The organism is Brevundimonas sp. (genome assembly GCF_035626535.1).
GTDB lineage: Bacteria > Pseudomonadota > Alphaproteobacteria > Caulobacterales > Caulobacteraceae > Brevundimonas.
In genome coordinates this window covers 1-3039 of the sequence record NZ_DASPNO010000064.1, presented here as the reverse complement: position 1 = coordinate 3039, position 3039 = coordinate 1, and the positions used below count along the sequence as shown (strand labels likewise).

At 72.4% G+C, this 3039-nt stretch carries 2 protein-coding genes; both read left to right on the top strand.

Features of this window, described 5'->3' with window-relative positions; all coding sequences use genetic code 11:
- Positions 1-428: 428 nt before the first annotated feature.
- The gene (locus VEC04_RS10225; protein ID WP_324776461.1) at positions 429-2240 is read left to right on the top strand and encodes an aminopeptidase P family protein; all 1812 of its coding nucleotides are present in this window, start codon (positions 429-431) and stop codon (positions 2238-2240) included.
- Between the two features lie 8 nt (positions 2241-2248).
- A partial coding sequence (locus tag VEC04_RS10220; RefSeq protein ID WP_324776459.1) for a DUF2272 domain-containing protein occupies positions 2249-3039 on the top strand: 791 nt, incomplete at its 3' end.

The following is a 3039-nucleotide window of genomic DNA, read 5'->3' as shown; positions in this document are numbered from 1 at the left end:
GCCCGAAGGCAGGGCCGCCAGTCGGAGGGCGTGTGGAAAACGGCCGCGCGGGACAGCCTGTCTCGTCGAAACGGTAAAACACATCCCAGCACCGGGCGAGCCCCGGCTGTCCCGCGCCCTCCCCACCCGACCTGCCGCGCCCCGCGCGGCGGGGCGAGACCGCATGACTTCGTCATCCCCGGACAACGAGCCCGAGAGGACGAGGCCGATCCGCGACGAAGCGGCGAAGAGTCGTGCCCGCTCTCTCCCTCCCCGCCCTCGGGGAGGGCGGCCGAGCCGCAGGCGAGGCCGGGTGGGCGCGGCCGCAAGGCCGCGCCAATCCCCGCCCGCCGTCCCGCCACCCCGATCGCTCGCGCGACCACCCTCCCCGAACGGGGAGAGAGAACTGCACTCTCCCCAACGGCTCCGCCGCCCGCTATCTACCCCCCATGCGCCAGTCCTTCGACGAAACCACCGACCCGTCCTTCGGGGCGAAACACCTGCCCCTCGTCCGGGCGAAGATGGCCGAGCAGGGCCTCGACGGCCTGCTGGTCCCGCACGAGGACGAGCACCAGAACGAATACCTCCCGGAGGCCAACGATCGCCTCGCATGGCTGACCGGTTTCACCGGTTCGGCCGGGGCCGGGGCCGTGCTCAGCGACCGCGCCGCCGTCTTCGCCGACGGCCGCTACACGGTCCAGGTCCGCGCCCAGGTCGATCCCGCCCGGTTCGAAATCCTGTCGCTGGAGAACAACGGCCTCGCCGCCTGGCTTGAGACGGCGCCGAAGGGGGCGGTGATCGGCTACGACCCGCGCCTGCACAGCCCCGACGCGCTGGCGACCCTGAGGCGCGCCGCCGACAAGGCCGGCGCCAGCCTGAAGCCGGTCGATCCCAACCCGCTCGACCTCGCCTGGGGCGACGAACGGCCTGAGCAGCCGAACGCCCCGGTCGTGCCGCACCACGATCGCTACACCGGCGAAACCAGCGCGGCCAAACGCGCCCGCATCGGGCAGGCGATCCGCGAAGCCGGGGCCGCGGCCGCCGTGCTCACCGCCCCCGCCTCGATCGCCTGGCTGTTCAACATCCGCGGAGGCGACGTCATCCGCACCCCGCTGCCGCTCGCCCAGGCCATCGTCCGGACCGACGGCACGGCGCGACTGTTCATGGACCCGCGCAAGGTCACCAATGAACTGCCCGGCTGGCTTGGCGATGCGGTTGCGCTGGAGGCCCCAGAGGCCCTGCCGCAGGCCCTCGAGGGCCTGTCCGGCCAGCCGGTGCTGATCGATCCCGGCCAGTCCTCGGCCTGGTATTTCGACCGGCTCGAAGCCGCCGGCGCGACCATCGTCCGCGGCATGGACCCCTGCACCCTGCCGCGCGCCTGCAAGAACCCGGTCGAGGTCGAGGGCAGCCGTCAGGCCCACATCCGCGACGGCGCCGCCCTGACCCGCTTCCTGCACTGGGTCGACACCGTCGCCCAGCAGACCCTGCCGACCGAGCGCGAGATCGCCGAGGCGCTGGAAGGCTTCCGCGAGGCCACCGGAGCCCTGAAGGATCTCAGCTTCGACACCATCGCCGGGGCCGGCCCCAACGGCGCCCTGCCGCACTACAAGCCGGTCGGCGACAAGATCCGCCGTATCGAGAAAGGCTCCCTGCTGCTCGTCGACGGCGGCGGCCAATACCTCGACGGCACCACGGACGTGACCCGCACCATCGCCGTGGGAGAGCCGACCGCCGACCAGCGCCGGATGTTCACCCTCGTGCTCAAGGGCCACGTCGCCATGGCCACCGTGCGCTTCCCCGAAGGCACCACCGGCCACCAGCTCGACGTGCTGGCCCGCCTGCCGATGTGGATGGCCGGCCTCGACTACGACCATGGCACCGGCCACGGCGTCGGCAGCTACCTCGGCGTCCACGAAGGGCCGCAACGCATCGCCAAAATGGTCAACTCCCAGCCGCTGCTGACCGGCATGATCGTCTCCAACGAGCCCGGCTATTACCGCGAGGGCCATTGGGGCATCCGCATCGAGACCCTGCAGGTGGTCACCCCGCCCGAACCGATCCCCGGCGGGGAGCGGCCGATGCACGGCTTCGAACAGCTGACCTTCGCGCCGCTGGACCGCAAGCTGATCGACGTCGCCCTGCTGACCGCCACCGAACGGGCCTATGTCGACGCCTATCATGCGGAGACGCTGGCCAAGGTCGGGCCTCTGCTGGACGGGGAGGCGAAGGCGTGGCTGGAGCGGGCTTGCGCGCCGCTGTAGCCCTCCTGTTGGCGCTCGCGTCGGCGACGCCCGCCGCGGCGCAGGCGGCGCGGCTGCCGCGCGAGGTGTTCGACGTCATTCCGCCGTCGGCGCGGGTCGAGGGCGAACGCGGCCGGATGCGGATGATCCAGCCGCTCTGCCGGGTCGGGCCGACGCACTGGGCGCGCCGCCGCATCGTCGACATCGCCGTGCAGGAATGGGCCTTCTTCGGCTTCCAGACCGTCGACGCCCGCCCGGTGGAGACCCGCCGTCTGCCCGACGGCGTCGTGGCCGACTCCGCCAATCCACTCCGCCGGGCCCCGCGCAACGCCCGCCACATGCTGCGGCTCGGAACCTGGGAGAGCAGCCGGGACGCCGATGCGTCCATCGCCGGCTACTGGAGCGCCACGCCCGACGGCCCGGCGCTCCTCGCCCGGCAGAACCGCCAGTGGCGCGGCGGCCATGACGGACCCGTCGACTGGGTCCAGCCCTGGTCCGCGGCCTTCGTCAGCTGGGTGATGTGCGAAGCCGGGCTCGGCGAACCCGCCCAGTTCGAACGCGACATCTCGCACCGGGTCTATATCGACCAGGCGATCCGCGCCCGCGACGGCGCGGCGCCCGACGCCGCCTATGTCGCATACGACGCCGGCGAGCAGCCCATCGAGCCGGGCGACCTGCTGTGCAACAGCCGCGGCGGCGCCGACTACCGCAGCCTCGCCGACCGCCGGCGCGAGATGGGGGACTACGCCCCGGCCCATTGCGACATCGTCGTGCGGGTGGACGCCGACCGCATCAACGTCATCGGCGGCAATGTGGTTCA

What these genes read in the sequence shown, in the direction of transcription:
- VEC04_RS10225 (WP_324776461.1), top strand. Translation starts at nt 429, where the DNA reads ATGCGCCAGTCCTTCGACGAAACCACCGACCCGTCCTTCGGGGCGAAA.